A 22,213-nucleotide genomic window follows, 5' to 3' on the forward strand; every position below is an offset into this window, starting at 1 on the left:
GTTTCCTCCGTCTACTCAGATGTTTTTTTCAGATTCAGCGACTTTTGAATACATAAGTTGCGGTACTCGCTTGGCTTCATATTCATTTGTTTTTTGAAATATTTTGCAAAATATCTGGAATCCTCGTATCCGGATTTCAGAGCTACATCAGAAATGGAATACTGTACGTCGCTCAAGAGTTCCTTTGCCTTTTCCATACGCAGATTCGTCAGATAAGTACTCAGATTTTCACAGGTAGATTGCTTGAAAATGGTACTTAGATAAGAGATTGATACATTCATGGAATCCGCCAGATACGAGATATTAAATGACGGGGAATCAAAATGTTTCTGCATATATTCCCGTGCCGTCTCAATTAACGTGTCGGTACTTGCATGGCGTTGTCTGCTGCTGGCAGTCATTACGTCGCTGTAGCGGGTGATAATAAAATTTATCTTTTCCTCAGGGCTTGGAAGATCATAAAACTGACTCAGCGTTTTGGATTTCGATGTGTCTAATACAGACTGAGAGATATTCAGCTGTTCAAAATAGGAATACAGATAATTCAGAAGCTGGGTTCCCAATGCATTGCCTTCCTGACTTTTCATAGGAGCAAAGTATTCTTCAGAAGAAAAATAAGAATCAAAAAATTTCAAATCACATTGTCTTAGCGCTGTTAGTATCTCATCTTTTAAAGAAGGACTCCATGATTTCAGATATGTGTCCTTGCTGAATTTTTTTTCCTGATTGATACGCAGCAGCAATCCTTCCAGATCCTGGAGCTTCTGTCTTGTTACGGGCTTTAGAATGTAATCCGTCACTCCGTATTGGATTGCTTTCTGGGCATATGTAAACTCCCCGTGGGCACTTAACAGAATCAGTTTTATTTCCCAGTTCCGCGAAAAAATCTCTTTCGCCAGTTCCAGTCCATCCATCACAGGCATCTTGATATCCGAAATAATAACATCCGGAGGAGATAGCTCTATCAGTTCCAGAGCGTCTTTGCCATTGGAAGCAGTTCCGGTCAGGGTTCCTTCAAATCGCTTCCAGTCCAGCATGGATATCAGGCCTTCCACAGCGTACTTTTCATCATCAATTAATAATATATTCATAATTCTCCCTTCATTCATACAGGTATTTTGGCCTTTTGTTTGCACTTTCGCTCCATTTTTAGATTATAGCGGATTTTATAGGAAGAGACAAGTAAACGGGATGAATGCAGAAAAATAGTGCACCTTATCAAAAAAAAGTCAAGTTGTTCTGGCAGGGTTAATACTTGTATAATGGAAAAGGTAATAGAACCGGGGACATGTACAGAATTGAAAGGAACCCTGAGATGGTCAGGGAATGGAAAGGAGGAGATAATGCATATGAAAACAAAGGGGAACAGAACCGGAATTTCCGGTACTGCCAGAAAGAGAATGGTTTATTTTAAGAAAAACCTGCCTTTGACCTTGATGGCACTTCCGGCGGTTGTGATTATGATTTTGTTCAGATATCTGCCTTTAAGCGGGATTCTTCTTGCATTTAAGAAATTTAATGTTCGAAAAGGAATCTTTGGCAGCGAATACATAGGATTAGATAACTTTAAGTTTTTATTTAAAAGCTCAGATGCATTTATTATTACAAGAAATACGCTGCTTTATAATATCTTATTTCTGGTCATTGACCTGGTGATTGCGGTTGCAATTGCTATTGTGCTGAATGAACTATGGAATAAGAGGAGATCAAAGGTCTACCAGACGATATTTATGGCACCCTATTTTTTATCCTGGGTAGTAGTTTCTTTTGTAGGGTTTGCATTGTTAAGCGTAGATAACGGATTGTTTAACCGGTTATTGGAGATGTTTGGAAAGGAAGGGGTCAACTGGTACAGCGACCCGAAGTACTGGCCGGTGATCCTTGTTATTGTACAGATCTGGAAAACTGTTGGATATTCTACGGTAATGTATCTTGGATGCCTTACGGGGATACCAAATGATTATTATGAAGCCGCTGTTATGGATGGCGCTACCAAGTGGCAGCAGATCCGTTATATTACAATTCCATGTATGCGGTCTATGATGATTATCCTGTCCATTTTGGCAATCGGAAAAATCTTTTTCGCTGATTTCGGGCTGTTCTATCAGATGCCAAGAAACAACGGGCCATTATTCCCGGTGACAAATGTTATTGATACTTATTTATACCGGGCGCTGAAGGAAACCGGAAATATCGGAATGGCTTCGGCTGCAAACCTGTATCAGTCTGTGGTGGGCTGCGTATTGGTGGTGGTATCAAATATGGTTGTGAGAAAAATAGATAAAGAAAGTGCATTGTTTTAAGGGAGGGAATCGGCATGAGTGCTGGAAAGAAAAAAAAGAAAGAGGAGATTTTGGAATCCAATCCGGATTTTAACCGTATATCGGGAAAGTCCAATGTCATCTGGAATATTCTGCTGACGGTTATGGCATTGTCCTGTGTGCTGCCGCTGCTTCTGGTGGTAATTGTATCTTTTAGCAGCGAAAACAGTATCTATCAGAACGGTTACAGCTTTTTTCCATCCGAACTGAGCCTGGAAGCATACCGGTATTTTTTCCGGCTAGGAGACCAGATTGTCCGGTCTTATGGCGTGACTATATTTGTAACGGTCTTTGGCACATTGTTCAGTGTATTTATCACCTGTCTGTTTGCCTATGTATTATCCAGGTCAGATTACCGTTATAATAAAATATTGACGTATATGATGCTGTTTACGATGCTGTTTAATGGGGGGATGGTACCGAGTTATATTGTGAATACCCAGTTTCTGCATCTGGGGAATTCCATATGGTCACTGATACTCCCCATGAGCTTTAATGCTTTTTATGTGGTGGTACTGCGAACGTTCTATAAGAGTATTCCAATGGAGATTATCGAAGCGGCAAGGATCGATGGATCCGGAGAATTCAATACTTTTCTGAAGGTGGTTTTTCCGCTGTCAAAACCGGGAATAGCAACGATTTCCCTGTTTACCATGATCGCCTACTGGAACGACTGGTTCCTGGGAATGCTTTATATTATGGATCAGAAAAAATACCCGATCCAGACATTGCTGTGGAGTGTACAAAACAGTCTGGAATCGGTAAAGCAGTCGGCATCCAACGCACTTGAGTATGCGGAGGTTGCAAAATCCGCACCTACTGACAGCGGGCGTATGGCGCTGACCGTTTTAGTTGTGATACCTATTCTGCTGGCATATCCATTCTTCCAGAAATACTTTGTAAAAGGGTTGACGGTTGGAGGAGTGAAGGGCTGACAGATAGTAAATAAAAAATTAGTTTAAGGAGGAACAGGTATGAAAAGAAAGACAATTGCAGCGGTATTGGCTATTTCTATGGCAGCTGCGCTATTGGGAGGGTGCTCGGGCACTGGAGAGACAGGTTCTACGGCTTCTGAGACAAATGCCAAAGGCACGGAACAAGGGGCAGCGGAGTCAAACGGCTCAGAAGAGTCTAAGGAGACAAAGACGGCTGGTTCGGATGACATTGTAAAATTAAAATGGTATATGTCCATCAACCCTGTAGCACCGGACACCGATAAGGTCATTGAGAAATTAAATGAATATACCAGAGATAAAATTGGGGTTGAAATTGATTATCAGGTAATTGCCAATCCGGATTATAAGGAGAAGATGCCTACGTATATCAATTCCGGTGAATACTTTGATATCTGTTTTACTGCAAACTGGACGACAAATTATGCCCAGTTTGCCACAAGAGATGCATTTATGGATATCACAGAGCTGCTTCCCCAGTATGCGAAAGAAACCTATGACTTTATTCCCAAGGAGGAATGGGATGCGGTAAAAGTAGACGGCAAGATATACGGAGTGCCCTCTTATAAAGAGATGGGATGGCAGGGTTCGATCTATGCTAACAGTGATATGGCAAAAGAATATGGTATTGATTTGAGTAAGGTTAAGACATTAAATGACTATACAGAAGTTCTAAAAACCGTCAAAGAAAAATCTCAGGCAGAAGGAAAAAATGTGATTGGGTTATCAGGACTTAACAGTGGATTCCAGCTGGGCGTTCCATTTGAATCCCTGACAGGTACGCCTACTTTACCGGGTGCATCTGCAATTCCGGAAACGAACCTCTTCGCAGACCAGGAGGAAGTGTTCAACCAGTATGCCACACCGGAATATATGGAATATTGCAAGATGGTTCACGGATGGTATCAGAATGGCTACATCTCTAAGGACCCGGTACAGTATGATTCTGACATTGCAAACAGAGATAACGATTTTAACAACGGAAATCTGTTTTCCTATGTGACAGCGAATGCCCCCGGTGCGGCACAGATGCTGGAGACAACGGCGGGACACGGAATTACATCCATCGACCTGACTATGCCGATTTTTGAAACGAGAAGCGCTCTTGGCGGACTGCTTGCAATCTCATCCGGAAGCGAACATCCGGAAAAAGCCCTGGAATTCATTAACCTGCTGAATACAGACCAGTATGTGGGAACTTTAATCCGCCATGGTATTGAAGGCGAACATTATACAGCAGTGGGTGACAACCAGATTGACCGGACTATGGGCGGTACACTTTCACCGGAAAAGAACGGGTATGATTACACTTTTGGATGGCAGTTTGGAACTCCCTTCAATCAAAAATGGGATATCTCATATCCTGAAAATATTGTAGATTTGTTCCAGGAATACAACGGTAAGAGCATTACAGCAAAACACAATGGATTTATGATTGACACTACTACGGTAGAAACGGTAATTGCTTCTGTGACAAACGTGGTGGCACAGTATGGACCGGCGCTGGAATCCGGTATGGTAGATCCCGAGGAAAAGATTCCGGAATTCCTGAAACAACTGGAGGAAAACGGTGTGGATGAACTGTTAAGTGAGATCAGCAGCCAGATTAAGGACCACAAATAAAATGAAAGAAGGGAAGGAAAAACCAAATATCGTATTTATCCTGACGGATGACCAGGGGGCATGGGCAATGCACTGTGCTGGAAATGAAGAAATCAGTACTCCGAATCTGGACCGCCTTGCAAAAGAAGGAATGAGGTTTGAAAACTTCTTTTGCACTTCCCCGGTGTGCTCACCCGCAAGGGCATCCATTCTCACCGGAAGGATTCCGTCCCAGCACGGCGTGCATGACTGGATCCGTTCGGGGAATCTGGACCTTGAGAGCCTTGGCGGAAAAAAAGAGGACCCTTATTATGCAAGTGAAGAAAAAGCGATTCCCTACCTGGAGGGAATGCTTACTTACACGGATGTACTGGCGGCGAACCACTACAGCTGCGCCCTTGCCGGGAAGTGGCATCTGGGTGACAGCAGGAACCCCCAGCATGGATTTACACGCTGGTATACCATTGCCAGAGGGGGGTGTCAGTATTATAAACCGGATATAATTGAAGATGGTGAACTACACTTTGACAACCGGTATGTAACGGATCTAATCACGGAAAAGGCAGTTTCTTACCTGGATGCAATGAGCGGGGAAGAGCCCCCGTTTTATCTGAGCATCCATTACACGGCTCCCCACGACCCCTGGGATGAAGACCAGCATCCAGGAGAATTTGTGGAGCTGTATCGGGATTGCAGCTTCCGTTCCGTCCCGGATCTTCCGGTACATCCAAACCAGATTAAAAGCGCTCCCTCCGGTACCGGAGAGGTCCGCAAGTCGCTGTTAAGAGGCTATTATGCGGCAGTATCCGCTATGGATGCAGGGGTTGGGAAGATACTTGACAGACTGGATGAACTTGGGATCAGACAGAATACCATCGTTATGTTTATGGCTGACAATGGTATGAATATGGGTCACCACGGAATCTGGGGCAAAGGAAACGGAACATTCCCGTTCAATCTATATGATACGGCAGTAAAAGTACCGTTTCTTGCATCCTGGCCCGGAAAAATACCGGAGGGTATTACAGCGGAAAGCATGCACAGCCAGTATGATTTTATGCATACGCTGCTGGATCTGGTTCAGATCCCGGTAGAACTGCCCGGGAATCTTCCGGGCAAGAGCTTTAAAGAGGTATTGCTTAACGGTGATCAAAAGGATGACGGAGAGGTTGTGGTCTATGATGAGTATGGTCCCAACCGGATGATCCGCACCAGGGAATGGAAGCTGATCCACCGTTATCCCTACGGACCGGATGAACTGTATCATTTAAGCTGCGATCCCCGGGAGACGGATAACCTCATTGGCAGGGCGGAATATGAAACCGTGGAGAAAGAGCTTCTGGACAGGCTGACCCGGTGGTTTATCCGGTATGCAGATCCTAAAATGGATGCGTCCAGGGAAGGAGTGACCGGTTTTGGCCAGTTGTGCAGACCGGGGTGGTATTCCCAGGGAAGCAGCACTTATGCAAAATCTGAAAAATATCAAAACAAGGAGTAACGGAACTGATTTTATGCCCCGCAGCCAGTTATAGAACGTTTAGGGGTGGGGTTTTCAAATGGAAATAGGAGGAAAAGGGTATGGGAAAGAGACTAATCAGTATGTTTTTGGCACTTATCCTGCTTTTGGCAGGTATTCCGGAAATGGGGCTTCTTGCAAAAGCGGCAGAACCGGGAAGTGCGGATCTGTTGAAACTGGTTGTAAATGAGGTGCCGATGATTCAGCAGGAATTTAATCCGGAGCAGACGGAGTACAAGGGCACCGCATATATGAGCGTTAAAAAGCTGAATGTATGGGCGGTTCCGTCCGATCCTGAAGCGGAAGTAAATATCAACGGTAAGAAAGTGGATTCTGCAAATGTCTCAAAAGCTAATAATTACGGCAGACAGGCAGTGGAATTTGACCAGAAACAGCAGGCGGACATTACAATACAGGTAACCAATGGAGACAGTGCAAAAACATATCATGTGCTGATACAGAAGGAGGATACGGACTACCGCGGCAGATCCTTAATTGAAGTGAAGAGTGTTTCAGCCAAAAGTGAGCAGGAGGGATTTGAAGCCGCAAAGGCCATTGACAAGAATGAGTTGGTGGGCTGGAAACCAATTGCTGCCAACGCAAAAGAGGTGGTTGGACAGTACATTGATTTTGATTTAGGACAAAATTATGTGGTGAGCAGAATGACGGCACTGCTTAATACCCCGGAAGACTGGGGACAGAACAGCATATGGAAGAACATGGTGGGAGTGCAGGTTCGGGAAGACGGAAGTGAGGAGTGGACAACGGTATTTGAAAAAGGAAATCTGCGAAACCGGACTCCAAGACAGGTTACCGATCCATCCAGACAGTTTCACCGTTATGAGTTCGGAGATAACTACACAGGAAGATACATCCGATTTTCCTATACACAATATGAAATGAGTCTGATTCCAGAGATAAAAGAAATGATGATCTACGGCTATGAGCCAGGTGATCCCAGTATTCCTGAGCCATCCAGTGAAGAGATCAATCAGGAGTGTGTCGTACCCTCCAACCCCAACATTTCACGTGGACAGGAAATTCTGATGGATAAAGGATTCCAGTATACTTCCTGGGTTGCCAGCGGTGATTACGGAAGGGGAACTTATGATGCAAAAGAATATAAGGGCAGCGAACTGACCGGATTAATTTTTTACGATCCGCCGCTGGAAAATACAGAATTTTTTAAGTATACGCCGAATGCACAATGGGGAATTGCAAAAGCACCATGGGGAGGCAATGCCATGAGTGGAGCCGGAGAGCCAAGGGATTACCTCCCGGAAGAGATGCGCCCGTATGTTGCCAACTTTGTCAGCTCCTGTTTTGGGGATGAAGGACTATACAGCCTCACAGAAGTAAATTTATTTAAAAAGTGGTTTGACTGGAGCAAAGAAAACTATCCTGGCGTCATTCTGCATTCAAACCAGGCTCTCGGCAGAGGTTGGGAGAATAATAATGCACAGCCAATGCATGTATTTACGGAAATCGCACAGCCGGATCTGCTGACCCATGACAACTATTATTATAACGGTACCGGATGGGACAATGAAACCGGGTCTACAAGAAACGTAATTATGTCCAGCAGCTGGCAGAGAGAAGCCGCACTTGCCGGACTCACCGGAGATGGAACCATGCCCATTCTGTTTGGACAATATGTGTCTGCTTTTGACCGTGACCTGACAGAATCCCAGAAATATATGATCAATAATGTTTCCCTGGCAATGGGAATGAAGTGGCTGGATTTATGGCGGACAGAATTTGCTTTTGATGAATGCTTCTTATTTGACTATGACGGAACACCAAAACGTTCTTACTATGAATGGGCTGATATTATCCGCCAGACAAAAAATATGGGGGATGCATTGATACGGTTAAACAGCGATACCCTTGTAACGAAGACCGGGCTTAACGCCAGCGGGAATCCTAATACGGCAGCCAGCCGGCCGGCTACGGATGTAGTTGGGGGAATGGGAAGCTTTGAAGACAATACAGAGAAAAACACGGAATATTATATATCCGGTGTGGAAGCTGAGAATCTGGGTACCGTAAATGGAGGAAATCCGGGAGATGTGGTTCTGGGTTACTTTAACCCCCTTCCGGGGCTGACCTCCAAAGAACTGACTGATTATTTCGGATGCAGTTATCCAAAGGGATTTATGGTAGTAAATGGTCTCTTTGATGGAATGAAAAAGGCTGCACAGTCAGGAAACAATGGAAAGAACTGGATTCAGGTGGATGATGGAAGTGAAGAAGAAACAATGCAGCATATCACTTTGACTTTTGCAAAGGACCATCCGCAGCTGAAGAAGGTTAACCGAGAAACAGGCAAGATAGAGTCAGTGGAGATTGGCGCAGACAATACCCTGGAAATTACCATGGGCGGTGGAGCGGCAGAACTTTACTTTTGGTCTGATGTGTCCGCAAATGCTTCTTCCAATCCGGAACAGGCAGAAGCAGCCTTCGACCAGAATATTTCCACCGCTTGGGCAGCAGCAAGCGACGCTGTTTATCCCATCACACTGGATAAGAAATTTTCCGGTTCCTACATGATCAATAAAGTTACCATAAATGAATCAGGAAGTAATATCACCGGGTTTGATCTGGAATACCGCACAAGTGAGGGGAACTGGGAAAAAATTCTGTTAGACGATGCCGGCACCGGAAGTATAGGGGTGAGTAAAACCGTGCAGTTTGCTCCTGTGAAGGCAACAGGAATACGGCTTGTGATCCGGGCAGCAGACAAGGTTCCGGCCATCCGGGAAATCCGCTACTTTAAGTATGATGAAGCGGCAGATGATACCGCTGAAAAGACCGTTACCATTAATGACAATGATATGGGAGAAGGTATCAACCAGTTCTCATTTGATGACAATTTCACCTACCGTGAAACAGAAGATGGCAATTTCCCAACCACAATCGGGAATGACGTTCATTTTACCAATGTAACGGGAGCAGAATCTACCCTGCATTTTTATGGCACAAAGCTGGAGCTGTTTTACAGAAAGTACAACAGCAATGCCAATATCAGTGTATCTATCGATTGCGGTGAACCGGTGACAATTGACACGTCAGCCGGTGGCGAAAAGTTTGCTTCTACCGTCTTTGCAGATCTGGAACTGAAAGAACACACTGCCGTAATTCGTAAGACATCGGAAGCTCAGATAGCCATTGATGGTGCAAAGGTTACCTATAAAGGACAGCTTCCTGACAACACCGGACGGAAGGTTCAGACTTATGTCAATGACAAGTCTGATCAGATTACTTATAACCCGCAGGCAGTGTCCACCACAGCAAACGAAGAGCCGGATAAAAGGGCAGCAGGATGGGCACAGTTTACGCAGACAGATTCCACCAACACCGGCTGGACCTCCAGCAGTAAAGAAGGGGCTTACTATGAAATTGCATTCTATGGTACGGATGTGACGGTTTATGCCCCCAAGAAGCTTCGCCATATATTCGGAGGAAACGAAACGATTCCCTGGGGAGAAGCAGAAATTACACTGGACGGAGAACCAGTAGATGCCGGATATGATGTAGATAATGAAAATGGCAATGTGAACTTCGGACTTCCTGTTTTGAAAGTCCATGCCAGTGACGAAAATGCAGACCATAAGCTGCGGATTACCGTTAAAAGCGGTGTCAGCCGGATTGACTATGCCGTAGTGGGAAGCATTGCAGAGAAAGAACCGGCTGAAGTAACTACGGCAACTGTTACAGCGATTGCAGGAGAGAACGGAAAAGTTGAGCCGAAGATCCAGGAAGTGAAGCTTCATGATGACGCTCTGCTGCGTGCGATACCGGATGAAGGCTATATGCTGGATCAGATAGAATCAACGGGTAACTATTCCGTAGAAGGAAATACGATACTGCTTCCCGATGTTCAGAAGGATCATACCGTAACGGTGACATTTCGCCGTATTGCAGATAAGACGGCACTTCAGACCGCACTGGAGGCGGCAGAAGCTTATATTCCCGATGGATATACAGAAGGGAGTTATGCCGTATTAAAAGCAGCAATAGAAGAGGCAAAGGCTGTTTTGGAAGATGAAAAAGCAGAGCAGGATGCAATAGAGGAGCAGATTAACAAGCTTTCGGAAGCCATTGCCCAGCTGGAAAGCATTCTTGCCGACCTGACACAGCTGAAGTCCTTATACAATGCTGTTTCACAGATGGATATGAGCATTTACACAAAAGACAGCGCAGCAACCCTGAAAAATGCACTGGATCATGCAGCGGCTGTCGTTGAAAAAGAAAATGCTACAAAAGTGGAAGCGGCAGAAGCAGAGTCAGGTCTGTTGGTAGCGCTTGCCGGACTGGAGAAGAAAGAGACAGAACCCGAGACCGATAAATCATTGGCTAAGGCACTTCAAAATGCTTACAAAGACCTGGATCTGTCCGGATATACCCAGGATAGTGCAACCGTATTTACGGAAGCCCTGGATCGTCTGTCCGGCGTGATTGATAATGAAAATACCACACAGGAAGAGGTTGACAATGCCATAGCAGGGCTTCTGTCAGCAGCAACTGCACTGACAGTATCGACGGAAGATCCCGAAAAGCCGGAAGTAACGGTAGACTTCTCGCTGCTGAAAGTACTCTTCGATGCATATAAAGGAGTTGACACCACAAAGTACACAAAAGACAGTGCCGATGCATTCCTTGCAGCACTGAGAGCGGCAGAGGAGGTACTAAATAGTAAAGAAGCAGATCAGGCAGTAGTTGACCAGGCAGTAGTTGACCAGGCAGTGGCAGCCTTGGTGAAAGCAGAGGCAGATTTAACAGAAGCACCGGTTGTCACAACAGACACCACAACGCTGAAAGTACTCTATCATGTATACTCCGCACTTGATACCGGGAAATATACGGACTTTAGTGCAAAAGTCCTGAAGGATGCAGTGGCAGCGGCATCGGCTGTTTTAAATAATCCAAATGCAGCCCAGGATCAGATTGACCAGGCGGCAGCAGGACTGATGTCAGCAGCAGTGGGACTGGAATTAAAACCGAATGAGGCTCCACAGCCTGTGGTACCGGCACTGAAAAAAGGCCAGATTCTGACGTACAAGGGACTGAAATACAAAGTAACCAATCCTGTAGCGGGAAAAGCAGCTGTAATGGTAGTTGGAGCTGCCAGCAGGTCAGTTAAGAAGGTGAATGTTCCATCTGCGGTAACTTTAAGAGGTGTAAAATGCAAAGTTACAAAGATTGGACCGAAATCATTTAAGAATTACAAGAGGCTGCAACGGATTACCATTGGTGCAAATGTAACGGCGATTGGAAAACAGGCATTTTACGGAGACAGCAGTCTTACCAGAATCACAGTTAAGTCTAAGGTATTGAACAAAGCCTACAGCAATTGTCTGAAGAAAATATCTTCTAAGGCAGTGATCCGGGTTCCAAGATCGAAAGTCTACGATTATAAAAAACTATTTAAAAACAAAGGACAAAAGAGCAGTGTAGAAATAAAATAGCAGAATGGGATTGTAAAAAATGATTCCAACAGGGAAGTGAAGCACATGTATTAACTGGGAGGGGGCATATATGCCCTCTCCTCGTTGATTCTTTATACAGGCACCTATGATTATAAAGTTTCTGCTTATCGGTATGAGTCTGTTTAGTGAAAGGATAAAAATAATGGATTATAAATTTAAATTAATAAGTTCTCTGAATAAAGTCTTTCCGGGAGTGGAGCCCGGGGAGGATTTGGAAGGCATAACGTTATCGGGCTTTTGGGGAGAAACCATTTCCCTCCAATGTGCATACCGGGCGGATTCTTTGTATACCGGATATGGAAGGTTAGTAGTAAACGGAAGCTTAAAAGATGCGGTGCGGATACGTGAGGTAAAGCTCATGCCTTCCGTTCTGCCCTGCAACGGGGAATGTGATGGACATTATCTCTCCAAAGAACCCGGTCTTTACCCTGATTTGATAAGCAGTATTTCTCTAGAGCGGATAACATATATCCCACGTCAATGGCACGCTTTGTGGATTGATCTGGAAGCAGAAGAGGGAATGGAGGGAAAGCAGGATCTCATATTGCAGTTTTATAATGAAGAACAGATATTGGTGGGTGAGGTTCGGACAGAGATCTGTATATATCCCATACATTTGAAGCCCCAGACCTGTTTTCATACAGAATGGTTTCACTGCGACTGCCTTGCAGACTATTATCAGGTAGAACCCTGGTCAGTGCCGCACTGGGAGATCATGAGAAATTTTATCACCTTGTATGGCAAACGTGGCATGAATATGATATTAGCCCCGGCATTCACTCCGCCGCTGGATACCGCCATAGGAGAAGAGCGTACTACAGTTCAGCTGGTGGACGTAAAGGTTATGGGCGGAAAATATATCTTTTCCTTTGAGAAACTGTACGCCTTTTTCCAGATGTGCATGGAATGCGGGGTGAAATATTTTGAGATCGCTCATCTGTTTACCCAGTGGGGGGCGAAAAGTGCACCGAAAGTGATGGCAGAAAAGGACGGTACCCTGGTGCGGATATTCGGCTGGGAGACCGACAGCCAAAGCTTTGCATATCAGGAATTTCTGGGACAATTTCTGGATGCCCTGGTGCTCAGGCTGGATGAGTGGAATTTAAGAGGAAGGGTATTTTTTCATTTATCAGATGAGCCGGAAGAAAAGGACCTGGAAATGTACCGGAAAGTCCGGGAATCCGTATCCGCCCATTTAAAGGGTTACCCCATTATGGATGCAGTGTCCAGATATGCCTTTTATGAGAGCGGGGTGGTGGATAAGCCGGTCCCGGCAGTTGACCATCTGGAGCCTTTTTTAAAACATCAGGTGCCGGGACTTTGGACCTACTATTGCACAGCCCAGGGAAAAGATGTGACAAACCGCTTTTTTGCCATGCCTTCCGGCAGAACCCGGATTCTGGGGGTACAGATGTACCAGTACGGACTGGAGGGATTTTTACACTGGGGGTTTAATTTCTACAATTCCCAGTATTCCCGGTCCCATATTAACCCTTTCCAGGTCACGGATGCCGGGGCAGCGTTCCCATCCGGCGATGCATTTTTGGTATATCCGGGAGAAGATGGCTGCCCGGAAGAATCTCTCCGCCTTATGGCATTATCTCAGGCGATGCAGGATATCCGGGCATTTCAGATGCTGGAAGAACTCACATCCAGGGAATATGTAATGGATTTGATCAGACTGGCAGCAGAAGAACCCATAACCCTGGTTTCTTATCCGTACAGCAGTCAGTTTTTTCAGAATCTCCGGGAAATTGTAAATAAAGAGATCGCGGACAGAAAATTTTAGGTTTTCCTAAAAAATCCTAACATTTTATAAAAAATTAATGACTATAATTATTTTTAAAAGCTGATATGATGTATATATAACAAGTTTTTCGAAAAACTGACAGCACTTAAATTATAAAATGAAGGATTTATGGAGGAAAATAGAATGAAAAAACGTATACTTGCAGCGATTCTTTCTGCGGCAATGGTTATGGGGGCTTTAGCAGGATGTGGTTCTTCTTCGGGAGAAACCTCAAAAGAGACACAGAATGCTGGAACAACAGCAGACTCAGCAGCAGATTCAAAGACAGATACAGATGCAGCAGCAACAGGAAATAATGAGGACGGAAATGATACGGCATCTGCAGACTCTGACAAACCGGCTAAGAAATTTAAAATTTTGTCTATCTGGGCAGAGGATACAAAAGAAGGAAAATTATTATATAACCTGACAAAACAGTATCAGGAAGAAGTAAATCCAAACTTTGAATTTGAATTTGAGCTGGTTTCAGCAAATGACCTGACCACAAAGGTTGCTACTTTAGTCGCTTCCAATGATCTTCCGGATGCGTTTGCTTATGTGGCCGGTCAACCGCTTACGGAACTGATTAATGCAGATAAAGTTGTAAATATTTCAGAGCAATTAGAAAAACTGGGTGTATCGGATCAGATTGAAGAAGGCGCAGTTACCCTGTTAAAAGGACTTTCTAATACTGACAGCATCTATGATCTTCCACTGGGATTGAATATTGAAGGCTTCTGGTATAACAAGAAAGTATTTGAAGATGCAGGTGTGGAAGTTCCCAAGACCTGGGATGATTTAATCAAAGTATGTGACACGTTAAAAGAAAAAGATGTTCAGCCAATGTCAATCGGCGGATCTGAAAAATGGCCTTTAAGCCGTCTGGTGAATGCATATGTAATCCGTACCATGGGTGTGGATGCACTGACAAAAGCTACATCAGGAGAGATTTCCTTTACGGATCCTAAATTTGCAGAAGCAGCGAAACAGGTATCAGATATGGCTTCAAAGGGATACTTTGGCGAAGGTGTTACAACCGTTGACCAGACGACTGCAGGAAACATGATGCTGGCTGGTGAGTCAGCAATGTGCTACAACGGAAGCTGGTTTACAGAAGACATCACAAGCGAGAATAACCCGGCAGGAGAAGAGGGAATCGGATATTTCAGTATTCCTGTAGTAGATGAATCCGTCAGCCCGATCACCGAAGTTCCGATGAACTGTGGTAATATACTGGCACTTTCCAAAGATAAATACGATGATGCAACAGCAGACTGGTTAAAATATTTCGTAGAACATGCAGGCGATTATGCAATGAAGGAAATGGGTTCTGTAAAAGGCTACAAATATACGGTTGAAGGTGAATTAAGCCCGATCAACCAGGTGGTTGTAGATACTATTGATTCCGTAACAAATGCAGCAACCTGGTTCGAAGCGATGATGAACAATGAAACCAAGACAGCAGCACAGGATAACGTTCAGACCCTTGCCAACGGAGAAATGACACCGGAAGAATATATGCAGTCCATACAGGATGCTTATGATTTGAGCAAATAACATTTGCGGCAGCAGTTGAATGGACACATGGGCAGCGCATGCTGCCCAAGGAAATAAATGAACAGAGCGATAGATTATGGGAAAGACAGCAGCATGGAAACGTGTATCAGACTGGATCTCGGCCTGTCGCTCTTTTTATACCCAAAATGCAGACAAAACACGTACTTAAGGCAGTATTGTAAGCAGGCTTACGATATGCAAATGGAGGCAAGTATGAATAAAGTATTAGGAAATAAAAAAGCAATTGCTTTATTTGTAATACCTGGCCTGATCTTATATGTAGGGCTGGTATTCGTTCCGGTTATCTGGTCATTCGTATATTCATTCTACGATGGCACACCTGGGCTGAACTGGAGTTTTTCCGGTTTAAAAAATTATGAAAAGTTATTTATTGATGCACGTTTTAAAGATGCCCTGGTAGTGAACTTAAAGTATATCGGCATGGTTATGCTAGGACAGGTTGCACTTGGACTGTGTATGGCGCTGGTATTTAAATTCTGGTTAAAGCGATTCAAAAATGTAATCCGTACCCTGATCTTCTTTCCGGTAGTACTGCCAACAGTAGCGGTAGGCCAGTTGTTTGCAAAAATTTATGAGATTCAGCCAAACTACGGTTTATTAAACAGTATTCTGGCAAATATCGGTCTGCAGGACTGGGTACAGCCCTGGATTGGACAGGCAAGTACAGCGCTGAAAGCTTTAAGCGTCATGGATGTATGGGTTTCAATGGGATTCTACGCAGTTATTTTCTATGGTGCGCTTCTGGATATTCCGGATGACGTAATGGAAGCTGCGAAGATTGACGGATGCAACGCATGGAATTTGTTTAAAGGCATCCTCATGCCGCTCCTTCGCCCGGTAACTATCACCTGTCTGGTATTCAGCTTCTCCGGTACGGTGAAGATGTTTGAATCTGCAATGGCTCTGACCGGAGGCGGTCCCGGAAATGCAACGACTTCACTTTCCATGTATATGTACAATGCTTCTTTTGGATTTGGAAAAGTCGGATACGGCAGTACCATAGCAATTGTCATTTTTATTATCTGTATTATTGGAACTACAATTATTAAGAAATTCGACAGACAGGGATAGGAGGAGCGGATATGAACGGATATAAAGAAAAAAAAATAACAAAATCTGTATTAATTAAAATCTTTATTTTTATCCTGGTGATTATCGAAGTATATCCAATCTTCTGGATGCTGACTGCGGCGCTGAAGAAACCGGCAGAATTTGTAACAAAAGCAGCTTACGCTCTTCCCGATGGTCTTTATTTCCAGAACTTTATTGATGCGTGGACACGAGGAAACATGGGACTTTTCTTTAAGAATAGTTTGATTAACACGTTGGTCTCCCTGGTATTTATCGTAGTCTTCAGTATGACAATCGGTTTTGCCGTAACAAAGATGGAATGGAAGCTGAGAGGATTTTTCGAGAAATTCTTCTTAATGGGGATCATGGTTCCGGTGGCTACAGCGCTGATTCCATTGTTTCAGATTTACAATAAGATGGGACTGGTGAATACCCGGCTTTGCCTGATTCTGACTTACATAGCATTTGGACTGTCACTGTCTGTATTCCTGGTGACCGGATATATGAAATCTTTATCCAATGATATAATGGAAGCTTCCGTTATTGATGGGTGCGGTATCTTCAGTATGATGTGGCACATTGTAGTACCCCTTATGAAAAATGCGGCTGTAACCGTATTGGTACTGCAGTTCTTCTACAAATGGAATGATTTGATTTTCTCCATGACATTTATCAGTGATACCAAACTGAAAACCATTCAGACCGGACTTTTATATTTCCAGAATGAATTCGGGGCAAAAAACTGGGGAGCCATATTTGCTTCCGTATCCATGAGTGTTCTGCCTATGCTGATTTTATATATGATTTTAAATAAAACCGTAATCGAAGGTATGACAGCCGGAGCGGTTAAGGGATAATAAAAAGGAGGCGTTTTCCAAACGGCCTCCTTTTTGCTGTATGTTTTTAAGCTTTAATGATTCTCTTTGATCAGATGTTCAAACTCTTCCAGCGGCATTGGCCTGGCGTAATAGAAACCCTGCGCCCGGTGGCAGCCCATCTCCATCAGCATTTCAGCCTGTTCTTCATTTTCCACACCTTCACAAATAATGGAAATATTCAAACCATGGATTATATTAATAATTCCTTGTATAATGGTACGCATGCGCTTTTTCGCAATACCTTCCTGGAGAAAGCTGCGATCCAGCTTGATTACATCCACTGTAAGGTACTGGAGCATTCCAAGAGAGGAATATCCGGAGCCAAAATCATCAATGGATATGAGAAAGTTAAGTTTCTTCAATCGACCCAGATAATCCAGAACTCTTTCTTTGTTTTCCATAACTACACTTTCCGTTATTTCCAGTTCCAGATATTCATGGGGAACCTGGAATTGATCTGCTATCCGGCAAAGGGTCTGGGGAAAGTCTTCGTTTCTAAAATGAAGTCTGGAAAAATTACAGGATACCGGTTTTACTTCCAGACCCTGGTCGATCCAGGAACGGATAATCCGGCACACGTTAGTATAAATACACAAATCAATTTCTACAATAAAACCATTTTTTTCAAAAAATGGAATGAAAGAACCGGGATACTGTATTTCCTTTTTTGTGTCAATCCATCTAACCAATGCTTCACTTCCAATAATGGAATGATCTGCCATATTGTATTTGGGCTGAAAATAGGGGATAAACTCATTGTTTTCTAATGCGGCATGCATTACGTTTGCCAGTTTTCGTTCCTGCAGTTCTTCCTGGCGCATATTTTCATCATACTTGATTGTCAGGCTCTTATGGGTGATCTTTGCGCTTCTTCTGGCGTAATTTGCCAGATCCAGCATCAGGGATACATCCAGGGGATCGGTATCCTGTAAGAGATAAACGCCAAAGATAATAATCAGCCGGTAGGTTTTATTTTCTGCTATCAGAAGGTCATTCATTTGGTGATCAATGGACTTTGTCCGTTCCGTCATCTGGGTCCAGTTTTCATAACGCAGCATCAGCACAAACTGGTCAGCGGATACCCGGGCACAGCATTCACCTTCCCGTATATTTTCACGCAAAATATTGGCAAAATTACGTAGCAGCTGATCGCCTTCTGCAAAACCAAAGGTATCATTAATCGTTTTGAATTGATTAATATCAGCATAGATAAATGCATAAGTCCTGTTACCGGGAATGCTCAGTATTTTTTCTGCTTCCAGCCGGAATTTATTTAAGTTCCAGATGTTTGTAAGATCATCTAAATACATAATTTTTTCAATCTGCCGGTGATTCCTGGATTTCGTAATCAGAATGTAACTGAATACACTGATTACCAGGATAAAAACCAGAAATATAATACTCATAGTCTGCACCGGATATTGATAGAGCAGGTCGCGCCAGTTTACAGAGTGTGAGTTTAAACTGTTTTTCAGAACCAGTTCATTAATCATGTCATTAGAGGTATATTGCAATACCTTGTCCAGGATAGAGAACAGTCTGGGATCTGATGAACTGGAGATACCAAGGCTGATTTCATCGGAGTAATTTGTCATCGTAACAATAGAAAATGGCTCATATCTTGGATCAGATAATAGGTGTTCCGCAATATAGGTATTGGAATAAGTAATATCTGCATCACCCCGGGCTAATGCCTGAAAGCATTCTTCTGCTGAGTCATAATACAGAATTTCTTTATCCTGATTATCTGCTGAAATACTTTCAGAGAGAAAAAATCCGTCAGACAATGCCAGTACGGGTGAAGAAGTTTTCCGGTTGGCGCTGATCATTGCTACCGGCGCCCGGAGAAAATAGGAAGTGGTAGACAGCTGATTCTGTGCTGCCCACAAATAGTCATTGGCTACGCTGGCAATAATTTCAGCAGAACCATCCTTCACGGCATCAAGCGCATCTTTATAGTTTTCTTCCGGAATATAGGTAAAGCGAAGTCCCGTGGTATTACTGATCATTGTGAACAAGTCTGCCACTACTCCGGAAAATTTCCCCGCTGCAGTGTCCAGATAGCTTAAGGGAGACTGATTGGAGCTGTAAACCACATTAATAGGTGCCGTATCCTGGATGAACTCCTTCTCCGATGGGGTAAAGACAGGTTCCTGGGTGGTGCTGACTGAAAAATATTTTTGATAAAGTTTGATATCATAATAGGGATCTCTTAATTTAATTCTGTTTAAAGTAGAATTTAACTCGCCCAGCAGATCGGGTCGATTCTTTGAAACAGCCATATAGATTGGTTCCGGGGAAAACTGGGCAATACTGCGGTAAGTACTGCTTTTTCCAAGGTGTGTAATAGCGATGGCGTCTAAAGTCCGGTCATCCAGCGCTTTTAAAAGAGCCTGCGTTTCATCATAGGGAATCGTATCTACCTTAATATTATTGGACTTACAGTAGGCCTTAAAGTTTGCTGCATCCACACTGTCCCGGATAACACCGACCTTCATTCCGTTAAAAGAGGAAAAGTCTTCATAATCATAGCGGGTATCATCACAGCGTAAATTCAGCGTACTGTAAATATTGCACATGGCACTGTCAGGAAACAGAAGATCTTCTGCCCTGTCTTTTGTATAGTATAAGGCAGGCAGCATATCAATTTCACCTGAAATTAACATATCATATGCAGAAGTAAAGCTATTTGCATCCACAATTTCATAGTCCCAACCTGTATATTTAGCTATTTGCTGAAGATATTCGAAGTTAAATCCAACATAGTTACCTTCATCGTTCCGACTCATATAATCCCCGTCTTCGTAATAACCGATACGTACTTTTTCGGAAGCATGTACAGATTGGGAAAGAAGGGAAAAACAGCATAAAAACAGGCATAAAAAGAACAATGATTTAAAGATGCTTGAATCGCTTTTCATGGTGAACCCCTTTCCGCGCTAGAGAGAGTTTGAAAATTGCTTTCTGAAATATGTGCGTTACACAAAGTGGGGTGTGCAGATGGCAGGAATGTATTTTCAAACAGGCTCTAATTATGTAATATTATATATTCTTTAGGGAAAAAAAGCAATAAAGGATGTGATACAGGTGCAAATATTACAATAGATGATCAATGCAGGAATTGACACAGCGTCCGTCCGCTGTGCCGGTTCCATTCTTTTTTCATACAGCGGTATTTCTACATTAATACTCATTAATGCAAATAGGTCCCGCCAAAACCTCTCTGCAGATAGCAACCGTAAAATCTTTTCTGGTACAGTAGGTCCACTTAACCAGGGTAAAGCAGTGTTTCTCAATCTCAATGCCGGTTATGCATCTGGGATGAACGCAGCTGCCCGTGTTAAAAAATGGTGTTGCTGATACGTCTGCCAGCATTGGGCGGTGGGTATGACCGGTAATCAGTATGTGTCCTTCGTTTTTTGCCCAGGTGCTTAAATTCTGTTCTATTTTACGTTTCCGTATATTATTTTTTGCGGCGCTGGTAGGGTCCAGAATTCCGATGTATTCCAACGGCCGCCAAAGATAGCGTACCAGGAAACGGGAAAGATGCCAGAGCTTTGTATTGAAAAAATCTGCCTGGTGGCCATGGGCAAGGTAAACGTCACGAATACCCGGTATGACATCCAGGATCAGTCCCTCATAAAATTGTATGCCGGGCAGCAAAGGGGTATAGTTTCTGGACTCAGGACAGTAATATACCGTACAGTTACGCTTGGCATATCCAGGAAAGCTCTTCATAATGTCATGGTTGCCATAGATCAGATAAAGACGGTTTTCCTCATAAAATTTAGACATTAGCCAAAAGGTGTTGCTGTGTATATTTATAATCTGGGTCATGGACCGGTTTTCCCACAGTTCATCCCCATCGCCCAGCTCAATATAAGTAAAATTATTCATATAATAGTATTGAAGTGCTGCAAAAAAAAGATTCTGGTTCTTTAAAAAATTATCGGTAGAGGTGCCGTTGCCCCGATGGCAGTCACTCATCAGAATATATTTTGAATCAGGTGTTAGCGGCAGATGCAGAGCATTTTCAAACGCCTTACTAAGACGTGTATAGTAGCTCATGGCTTTTGGAAGCGTTTGCCTGAGATTCCCATGCAGACGACTTTATGATAGAGGGGCGGCAGATAAAACAGCAGATAAGTAAGCCGGTCCTGGGTATTCTGGAAGGGGCGGGTAAGCATCAAGTAGGTTTTCATGTATATCCGATTGGTAAAATTCAGATAGGAAATTCTCCGGGAAGACAGGACTTTTCCAGGTACAGTCTTGGGGGTTGTAAAACAAAAGGCTACGGTCAGCTGATAGAGAGACAGGTCGCTGAGTGCATAACCCAGAATTAACAGGCTGTCAACAAAGGCATCCATCATGCCGGTGTTGGGAAATGTAATAGATACCTGCATTCTAAGAGAATCCGGTTTTGAAAGATTACCGGTAAGAAAACCGGATAGTTTTTGATGCATAGCGGAAACGGTAAAGAGTGTTTCCGATCCCTGTATAAGCCGGAAGGAATATTTCAGCACTTTGTTTTGGGTGACATTTTCAAAATGTATTTCATTCAGGAAGACAGATGATACAAGGTGGTCTGCTGCATAGATGCCGATTTCAGCGCCCGCATGAATTCCATATTGTCCTTTCCAGAGTTCAATCAGCCAGGTTCTCCCTTCGTAATCAAAGTAGACAGGTTCACAATCGTATATAATATGGAAATGAGCAGCTTTTTCATCATATACTCCGGTATATCCGCTGTTTTGATTCCAGTCGTTTAAAGCTGTAGTGAAAATATGTTTTTCTGGATGCCAGGCCAGGCCAAAGGGGTTGACAGAACGGTTCAACAGCACTGTTTTTTCATAGTCAGTAAGAGCAGATACCTTTTTTATCATTTGCTTCCGTCTGTAATAGATCAGTATAATGCAGACAGCCGCCAGTGTATACAGCAGATAGAGAAGAATATACATAATGAACCTCATAATAAAATCCCTTACCATTATATATATGCAGAAGAATGGTATTTGG

General features: G+C 43.5%; 14 protein-coding genes. 10 read left to right on the forward strand and 4 right to left on the reverse strand.

Going from position 1 to position 22,213, the window contains the following annotated elements; genetic code table 11:
• Positions 1-11: 11 nt before the first annotated feature.
• Positions 12-1,091 carry a response regulator transcription factor gene (locus tag QR40_RS17285; RefSeq protein WP_044296127.1) on the reverse strand — a complete coding sequence of 360 codons (1,080 nt, stop codon included), beginning with the start codon at positions 1,089-1,091 and terminating at the stop codon, positions 12-14.
• A 258-nt stretch (positions 1,092-1,349) separates the two neighbouring features.
• Here QR40_RS17285 and QR40_RS17290 point away from each other — a divergent pair, with 258 nt between their 5' ends.
• The 9 genes from QR40_RS17290 (at position 1,350) to QR40_RS17330 (ending at position 17,176) form a co-directional block, all read left to right on the forward strand.
• Positions 1,350-2,303, forward strand: a complete 954-nt coding sequence (locus tag QR40_RS17290; RefSeq protein WP_081820493.1) for an ABC transporter permease — start codon at positions 1,350-1,352, stop codon at positions 2,301-2,303.
• Positions 2,304-2,317: 14 nt separating this feature from the next.
• Positions 2,318-3,256 carry a carbohydrate ABC transporter permease gene (locus tag QR40_RS17295; protein ID WP_044289600.1) on the forward strand — a complete coding sequence of 313 codons (939 nt, stop codon included), beginning with the start codon at positions 2,318-2,320 and terminating at the stop codon, positions 3,254-3,256.
• A gap of 39 nt (positions 3,257-3,295) precedes the next feature.
• Positions 3,296-4,897 (forward strand): extracellular solute-binding protein, encoded by a 1,602-nt coding sequence (locus QR40_RS17300; RefSeq protein ID WP_027295533.1) that lies wholly within the window; start codon positions 3,296-3,298, stop codon positions 4,895-4,897.
• A 1-nt stretch (position 4,898) separates the two neighbouring features.
• A complete protein-coding gene (locus QR40_RS17305) occupies positions 4,899-6,374 on the forward strand; it encodes a sulfatase-like hydrolase/transferase (protein WP_044296299.1) in 1,476 nt (491 codons plus the stop codon).
• An 80-nt stretch (positions 6,375-6,454) separates the two neighbouring features.
• Positions 6,455-11,860 (forward strand): discoidin domain-containing protein, encoded by a 5,406-nt coding sequence (locus QR40_RS17310; RefSeq protein ID WP_044296128.1) that lies wholly within the window; start codon positions 6,455-6,457, stop codon positions 11,858-11,860.
• A gap of 163 nt (positions 11,861-12,023) precedes the next feature.
• The gene (locus QR40_RS17315; protein ID WP_160295826.1) at positions 12,024-13,670 is read left to right on the forward strand and encodes a DUF4091 domain-containing protein; all 1,647 of its coding nucleotides are present in this window, start codon (positions 12,024-12,026) and stop codon (positions 13,668-13,670) included.
• A 144-nt stretch (positions 13,671-13,814) separates the two neighbouring features.
• A complete protein-coding gene (locus QR40_RS17320) occupies positions 13,815-15,227 on the forward strand; it encodes an ABC transporter substrate-binding protein (RefSeq protein ID WP_044296129.1) in 1,413 nt (470 codons plus the stop codon).
• Positions 15,228-15,440: 213 nt separating this feature from the next.
• Entirely contained in the window at positions 15,441-16,319 is an 879-nt protein-coding gene (locus tag QR40_RS17325) for a carbohydrate ABC transporter permease (protein WP_027295537.1), read from the forward strand.
• 11 nt (positions 16,320-16,330) lie between these two features.
• On the forward strand, positions 16,331-17,176 hold the full coding sequence (locus QR40_RS17330; RefSeq protein ID WP_044296130.1) for a carbohydrate ABC transporter permease: 846 nt from the start codon (positions 16,331-16,333) through the stop codon (positions 17,174-17,176).
• Positions 17,177-17,229: 53 nt separating this feature from the next.
• Here QR40_RS17330 and QR40_RS17335 read toward each other — a convergent pair whose 3' ends face one another.
• Positions 17,230-20,118 (reverse strand): EAL domain-containing protein, encoded by a 2,889-nt coding sequence (locus QR40_RS17335; RefSeq protein WP_044296131.1) that lies wholly within the window; start codon positions 20,116-20,118, stop codon positions 17,230-17,232.
• Between the two features lie 52 nt (positions 20,119-20,170).
• Between QR40_RS17335 and QR40_RS33775 the strand changes: the two genes are divergently transcribed.
• On the forward strand, positions 20,171-20,254 hold the full coding sequence (locus QR40_RS33775) for a DUF6783 domain-containing protein (RefSeq protein WP_416389852.1): 84 nt from the start codon (positions 20,171-20,173) through the stop codon (positions 20,252-20,254).
• A gap of 126 nt (positions 20,255-20,380) precedes the next feature.
• Here the strand turns inward: QR40_RS33775 and QR40_RS17340 are convergent, their stop codons facing one another.
• Together QR40_RS17340 and QR40_RS29980 are read right to left on the reverse strand one after the other, a co-directional pair.
• Positions 20,381-21,265 carry a metallophosphoesterase gene (locus QR40_RS17340; RefSeq protein WP_044296132.1) on the reverse strand — a complete coding sequence of 295 codons (885 nt, stop codon included), beginning with the start codon at positions 21,263-21,265 and terminating at the stop codon, positions 20,381-20,383.
• Positions 21,262-22,167, reverse strand: coding sequence for a DUF4474 domain-containing protein (locus tag QR40_RS29980; protein ID WP_160295827.1), 906 nt, complete (start codon positions 22,165-22,167; stop codon positions 21,262-21,264). The genes QR40_RS17340 and QR40_RS29980 overlap by 4 nt, the downstream gene beginning before the upstream one ends.
• Between the last annotated feature and the right edge of the window lie 46 nt (positions 22,168-22,213).

The organism is Robinsoniella peoriensis (genome assembly GCF_000797495.1).
Lineage (GTDB): Bacteria > Bacillota > Clostridia > Lachnospirales > Lachnospiraceae > Robinsoniella > Robinsoniella peoriensis.